General features: G+C 29.5%; 8 protein-coding genes. 4 read left to right on the top strand and 4 right to left on the bottom strand.

Annotation, left to right across the window (positions count from 1 at the left end; translation table 11 throughout):
* Positions 1–139: 139 nt before the first annotated feature.
* Positions 140–829 (bottom strand): DUF4294 domain-containing protein, encoded by a 690-nt coding sequence (locus ACIQZ1_RS09520; RefSeq protein WP_396160815.1) that lies wholly within the window; start codon positions 827–829, stop codon positions 140–142.
* Between the two features lie 87 nt (positions 830–916).
* Here ACIQZ1_RS09520 and ACIQZ1_RS09515 point away from each other — a divergent pair, with 87 nt between their 5' ends.
* Together ACIQZ1_RS09515 and ACIQZ1_RS09510 are read left to right on the top strand one after the other, a co-directional pair.
* Positions 917–1,999: a M42 family metallopeptidase gene (locus ACIQZ1_RS09515; protein WP_396160813.1), complete on the top strand. Its 1,083-nt coding sequence runs from the start codon at positions 917–919 to the stop codon at positions 1,997–1,999.
* Positions 2,000–2,016: 17 nt separating this feature from the next.
* Positions 2,017–2,376, top strand: a complete 360-nt coding sequence (locus tag ACIQZ1_RS09510) for a nuclear transport factor 2 family protein (protein ID WP_396160811.1) — start codon at positions 2,017–2,019, stop codon at positions 2,374–2,376.
* Between the two features lie 43 nt (positions 2,377–2,419).
* On the opposite strand, the gene ACIQZ1_RS09505 is transcribed toward ACIQZ1_RS09510, so the two are convergent.
* The 3 genes from ACIQZ1_RS09505 to nadC all read right to left on the bottom strand — a co-directional run bounded on the left by ACIQZ1_RS09505 (position 2,420) and on the right by nadC (position 4,890).
* Positions 2,420–2,980 carry a chalcone isomerase family protein gene (locus tag ACIQZ1_RS09505; protein ID WP_396160809.1) on the bottom strand — a complete coding sequence of 187 codons (561 nt, stop codon included), beginning with the start codon at positions 2,978–2,980 and terminating at the stop codon, positions 2,420–2,422.
* A 62-nt stretch (positions 2,981–3,042) separates the two neighbouring features.
* Positions 3,043–3,963, bottom strand: coding sequence for a YihY/virulence factor BrkB family protein (locus ACIQZ1_RS09500; protein WP_396160807.1), 921 nt, complete (start codon positions 3,961–3,963; stop codon positions 3,043–3,045).
* A 69-nt stretch (positions 3,964–4,032) separates the two neighbouring features.
* Positions 4,033–4,890: a carboxylating nicotinate-nucleotide diphosphorylase gene (nadC, locus tag ACIQZ1_RS09495; RefSeq protein WP_396160805.1), complete on the bottom strand. Its 858-nt coding sequence runs from the start codon at positions 4,888–4,890 to the stop codon at positions 4,033–4,035.
* 173 nt (positions 4,891–5,063) lie between these two features.
* Between nadC and ACIQZ1_RS09490 the strand changes: the two genes are divergently transcribed.
* Both ACIQZ1_RS09490 and ACIQZ1_RS09485 read left to right on the top strand, forming a co-directional pair.
* Entirely contained in the window at positions 5,064–5,558 is a 495-nt protein-coding gene (locus tag ACIQZ1_RS09490; protein WP_396160803.1) for an RNA polymerase sigma factor, read from the top strand.
* 3 nt (positions 5,559–5,561) lie between these two features.
* The coding region (locus ACIQZ1_RS09485) for a hypothetical protein (protein WP_396160801.1) at positions 5,562–6,060 on the top strand (499 nt) is incomplete at its 3' end.

Raw genomic sequence — 6,060 nt, 5'->3', positions numbered from 1 at the left:
TAAAAAAGTTTTACAGGAAAATTCAACTGGAAAAACAAGGCAATAGCCCTGATAGTAGCGGCATCCTTTTTGTATAGTGGGCTTTATTTTTCAAAAGACCACTATGCAAAAAGATATAGCGGAGAGCAGGAAAGAGCTGCTAATTCAGTTTTAATTTTTCTTTATTTTTAGTAGACCAATTTGCTCTTAATTCGGTTTCAGAAATTGGTTTTTTGGCTTCTTGTTTTACCAATCTTCCTTCGTCGAAAGCACGTTGAAGGTAGCTTTCAATATAAAAATCTTCTGGAACTTCCATTGGATCGTAACTTTTCTTTAAATCAATATTAAATAATTTTGCTGTATTGTTAGACCAAAATGCTTTCCAACCACTTTTATAATCTTTAATTAAATCGAAAGTAGTTTGCCCGGTTTGACGATTGATGAGTTTAACTAAAATTTGCCCTTGTTTTCGGGATAATTTTTTAAGTTTTGGTTCAAACTCTTCATTTAAATATTTTTCTACTAATTTAAAGTATTTTCTTTTCTCTTTTTGAGATTTTAGTTTTGCCATTGTGGCGTTAATTTGTGTTAACTTTTCGGCAGTTAATTTAGCATACGGATATACAACACGTACTCTAAACTCTAACAATTTTATTTGTTCGCGTTCAGCTTTTGTGAGTTTTATTGTATTCTCGTCAGAAATAGTAACTTCTTCAATTATTATTTCTCGAATCGTATCTGAATCTTTAATATATTCTATAGTATCGGATACACCCGAACCTTCTCCTTCTTGTGCAGAAAGTGATAAAAAATTAAAAAACAAAAGTGTAATAAAAATAGTGCGTAACATATCGTATATATTAAAGTGTAAAATTATAAATTTTATTAGCAAGTTAGATGCCAATTTTTTATTTTAGCAAAAAATAGTTTAAATTTTATGAAAAGTATATTAAAAGATAGCTCGATTGCCTTTTTAGAATCGTATTTAAATAATGCATCGCCAACTGGATATGAAAGTGAAGGTCAGAAATTATGGATGAATTATTTGAAACCATATGTTGACACTTTTATTACCGACAATTACGGAACGGCTGTTGGAGTTATTAATCCAGATGCGCCATTTAAAGTTGTGATTGAAGGACATAGTGATGAAATTTCGTGGTACGTGAATTACATTACCGATGACGGATTGATTTATGTAATAAGAAACGGAGGAAGTGACCATCAAACCGCACCTTCAAAACGTGTGAATATCCATACAAAGAAAGGAATTGTACGTGGTGTTTTTGGCTGGCCTGCCATTCATACAAGAATTGCTGGAAAAGAAGAAACTGCAAAAGTGGAAAATATTTTTATTGACTGCGGATGCAGTACCAAACAAGAAGTAGAAGATTTAGGCGTTCACGTAGGATGTGTGATTACTTATCCGGATGGTTTTGAAATTTTAAATGAAAACAAGTTTGTTTGTAGAGCCATAGACAATAGAATGGGTGGTTTTATGATAGCTGAAGTGGCCAGACTTTTAAAAGAAAATAAAAAAACACTACCTTTTGGATTGTATATAGTGAATGCGGTACAAGAAGAAATAGGCTTAAGAGGTGCAGAAATGATTACACAAAGCATTAAGCCCAACATTGCCATCGTTACAGATGTAACACATGACACTTCAACACCAATGATTGATAAAAAAATTCAAGGTGATATTAAAATGGGAAAAGGTCCAGTTATTGCTTACGCACCTGCTGTACAAAACAAATTAAGAGAATTAATTACTGATACCGCAGATGAAAAGAAAATTCCATTTCAACGAAATGCCACATCTAGAGTTACTGGAACAGATACAGATGCTTTTGCATACAGCAATGGAGGCGTTCCTAGTGCATTAATTTCGCTACCTTTGCGATATATGCATACTACAGTTGAAATGGTTCAAAGAGAAGATGTTGAAAATGTGATTAAATTGATTTACGAAACATTGTTAAAAATTGAAAATAATCACGATTTTTCATATTTTAAATAACATTTTTTAGTCTAAATATGATATTGCAAAATGAAGCTATAGCTAAAAAATGGTTTGAAGCATTTAACTCGCACAACCTTGATGATTTATTATATTTATATGATGAATCAGCTACGCATTTTAGTCCTAAATTAAAAATAAGAAAACCAGAAACAAATGGATTAATAAAAGGAAAAAGTGAATTAAGAATTTGGTGGAAAGATGCGTTTGACAGACTTCCTAATTTATACTACAAAGTGACTTCGCTTACAACCAACAATTACAGGGTGTTTATGGAATACATTAGACAAGTTGACGAAGAAGAAGATATGCTTGTTGCAGAAGTTTTAGAAATTGAAAATGGTAAAATAGTTTTTTCTAGAGTATACCACGGATAATTTAGTTAAAAAAAATCCCGTCTTTTAGACGGGATTTTTTTTATTATTTTCCAAGCATTCCTGCCTTCAAATCGTCATCGGCAGGTTTATTTCCTATCCAAATTCCGAATAATGCTTTTTTGAAATCTAAGCCTTCTATAGTTCCTTTTTTAGTTCCGTTTTTGTAAACTGAAACGCCTTCATTAGGAACATAAACGATAATAAAAACATCTTTTTTGTTGATTACATCTTTAAAAAAGCCTTTGAATTTATCAATTTTTGCTTTTAAAGGTGCTGTTTTTTTTCCTGTTGAATTTTCAAAGCCTTCATTAATTGCGGTAATCATTTTTTCAGAAGAAATTAATCCTGAAACGATGTTCAATTTGATTGCCATAGCTTCATTTGCAGCAGAAATTGCGTTTCCATCCGAAGATTTTTTACTAACATATAATGAACCAACATACATGTCCATGAACATTTTTTCTCTAGTTCCTGCACCGTTTAAAGTAAGGTTTTGACCTTCTACAGTAAGTTTAGCATCAACTTTAACGTCTCCAATTGTTTTTTGTGCTGAAGCGAAAACCGCTGTTAAAGCAATAAATAATGTTAAAATTTGTTTTTTCATAATAGTTTATTTTAATTTTTGATGTGCTAAGTTACACTTAATTTTTATTTCTTCCTATTAATTTATTCTTTTTTAGAAGTTTTCAATTGAAATATGAATGCATTTAATTCGAATCCTAATAAAATTAAAATGCAGTTTAACCATACGTAAAACATCATTACCAGGAGTGTTCCAATAGACCCATACAACTCGTTATATCTGGCAAATTTTTCTACATAAATTCCAAATAAATAGGATGTTAAGACAAATAATACGGTTGTCATTATAGAACCATAACTTATAAATGAAATATGTTTGGTTTCTTTTGTGCCAAATTTATAAAGTGTAGATGTGATGATCAAAATCATGATTATCACAAATAAATATCTTGAAGATTCAATTAATGAAATTTTAGATACGTATCCACTTTGCGATTCAAATTGATGTATTAATACAGCTACAAAAATTAAGGTTGCAACAGTTAACAATAATAAAAATGCTATAACTATAGAAAGGGCAATTGCAATAATGTATTGACTAAAAAAACCTCTTTTTATACTTATATTTTTAGACATTTCAAATCCATCAAGCAAGGCATTAATACCATTTGACATTAAAAAAATGGATAACAAAAACCCTGAAGACAACAATCCTTTGTAGCTATTATTCAAAATATCCTTTAAAATAGTTTCAATGGCATCATAGGTATTTGGGGGAACACTTTGCGAAACAAATACCAAAAAATCGTTTTGAAAATTATCTAAAGGGATAAATGGAATTAAGTTTAATAAAAATAAGGCAAACGGAAAAAGTGCCATAAAAAAACTAAAAGCAATAGCACTTGCTCGATGGGTAACTCCACCTGAAATAATTCCGAAGACATATAATTTTATTACATCATACAACGAAGTTCCTTTTAAACTTGGAAAGTGAATTTGCTGAAGCAGTAAAATTATTTGTTTTACTATTGGTTTAGATTTTATGGTTTCTTTATTGATATTCATAAATTGTGATGCAATTTGGGATTCACGGATTAGAAAAATTCATTAAATCTATACTATCGAAATTGTATTTTATAGTGCTTTTAAACTCAAATCCATATTATGAACAGAATGCGTTAAAGCGCCAGACGAAATGTAATTTACACCACATAAAGCATATTCTCTGATTGTTTTTTCATTAATATTTCCAGACGATTCTGTTAAACATTGATTTCCGATAATGTGAACTGCTTTTTTTGTCGTTTCAAAATCAAAGTTATCTAACAAAATTCGATACACACCACCCGCTTTTAAAATTTCTTCAACTTCTTTAATACTTCTGGCTTCTACGATTATTTTTAAATCTTTATTATGTTCTTTTAAATACTGTTTGGTTTTTGCAATTGAAGCTGTAATTCCACCAGCAAAATCGTTATGATTGTCTTTAAGCATAATCATATCGTATAATGCAAATCGATGATTTTCGCCACCTCCTATTTTTACTGCCCATTTTTCACAAGCTCTAAAATTTGGGGTAGTTTTACGAGTATCTAAAATCTTTGTGTCTGTTCCTTCAATTAATTTGACGTAACTTTTAGTTTTTGTAGCTATAGCACTCATTCGTTGTATACTATTTAAAACCAAACGTTCCGCTTTTAGTATGGATTGAGAACTTCCGTGAACGTGAAAAACGATATCGCCATATTTTACTTCTGCCCCATCTTGTATAAAAGTTTCTACTTTCAGGTTAGCATCTACAAAGTTGAAGACCATTTTGGCAAATTCTACACCAGCAATAACTCCACTATCTTTTACTAAAAGTTTAGCACTTCCTATAGCAGAAACTGGAATACATGCTAATGAACTGTGATCACCATCGCCAACATCTTCTCTTAAAGCATTGGAAATAATTAAATTTAATTCGGTTTGAAATTGTTGTTCTGTAATCATGTTATTTAAACTCTATCTGGAATGTATATTTACAAATTTAAGTTATATTTTAGTATTTTTGAATACAGATTAAAGAAATTAATTAAATTTTTAAAAATCTAAAATTGATTCATGAAATTGAAATTTGTTTATCATATTTGTAACAAAATCTAATACATCACTACTTATACTATATGATATCGGAAACGGAAGATAATTTTGTAAAACAACTTAAGGCAAATCAGAATATTGTCCACAAAATTTGTAGACTTTATACTTCTGATCAAGATGCGCATAATGATTTGTTTCAAGAAATTACCATTCAGTTATGGAAAGCATTTCCGAAATTTAGAGGGGAATCAAAATTTACTACTTGGGCCTATCGTGTAGGCCTAAACACAGCTATTACTTTATATCGTAAAAAGAAAAGAAGTATTGAAACCACTCCTTTTGACTCAGAATTTCAACGTATTAAGACAGATGAATATAATTTTGAAGAAGAAGAACAATTAAAATTAATGTATAAAGCCATTGCTGAGTTAAATGACATTGACAAAGCTTTGATCTTTTTATATTTAGAAGACAAAGATTACACTGAGATATCAGAAACACTGGGGATTAGCGAAGTGAATGCACGTGTGAAAATGAACAGAATTAAAGGGAAACTTAAAAAAACATTAAATCCGTAACTTATGGATGAATTAGAATTATTAAAAAAAGATTGGAAGAAAAACGATGGGCAATTTAAACAGGTTTCAGAAAATGAAATTTATGGTATGTTGCACAAAAGTTCATCTTCTATTGTAAAATGGATTTTTATTATTAGCATCTTAGAATTCTTGGTTTTAAGACTAATGGATTTGTCGTTATTTTATGATGAAAATTTAAAAAACAAACTCAATCAAATTCATATTTATGAAATTGAGAAAACTGTTACCATATTTAACATATTGGTATTGTTGGCTTTTATATATTATTTCTACAAAAATTTAAGAAATATAAGTGCTACTTCTTCGATTAATAATTTAATGAAAGACATTATTAAAACAAGAAAAATTGTAAAATATTATGTTTGGTATAATTTAATAATTGCTGGAATAACAGGAGTAATTGTAGTATACTTTCAAAGTAAATATGATGCCAATTTAAGCATCTTATTAGATAAATACGAATATTTATTTGTTATTTGTT

This window comes from Flavobacterium sp., from assembly GCF_044341185.1.
In the GTDB taxonomy this organism is placed as follows: Bacteria; Bacteroidota; Bacteroidia; order Flavobacteriales; family Flavobacteriaceae; genus Flavobacterium.
The sequence above is the reverse complement of the archived record's forward strand: the minus strand, read 5'-3'. Positions and strand labels throughout refer to the sequence as shown.

What these genes read in the sequence shown, in the direction of transcription:
- ACIQZ1_RS09520 (WP_396160815.1), bottom strand. Translation starts at nt 829, where the DNA reads ATGTTACGCACTATTTTTATTACACTTTTGTTTTTTAATTTTTTATCA.
- ACIQZ1_RS09505 (WP_396160809.1), bottom strand. Translation starts at nt 2,980, where the DNA reads ATGAAAAAACAAATTTTAACATTATTTATTGCTTTAACAGCGGTTTTC.
- ACIQZ1_RS09515 (WP_396160813.1), top strand. Translation starts at nt 917, where the DNA reads ATGAAAAGTATATTAAAAGATAGCTCGATTGCCTTTTTAGAATCGTAT.
- ACIQZ1_RS09490 (WP_396160803.1), top strand. Translation starts at nt 5,064, where the DNA reads ATGATATCGGAAACGGAAGATAATTTTGTAAAACAACTTAAGGCAAAT.
- nadC (WP_396160805.1), bottom strand. Translation starts at nt 4,890, where the DNA reads ATGATTACAGAACAACAATTTCAAACCGAATTAAATTTAATTATTTCC.
- ACIQZ1_RS09500 (WP_396160807.1), bottom strand. Translation starts at nt 3,963, where the DNA reads ATGAATATCAATAAAGAAACCATAAAATCTAAACCAATAGTAAAACAA.
- ACIQZ1_RS09510 (WP_396160811.1), top strand. Translation starts at nt 2,017, where the DNA reads ATGATATTGCAAAATGAAGCTATAGCTAAAAAATGGTTTGAAGCATTT.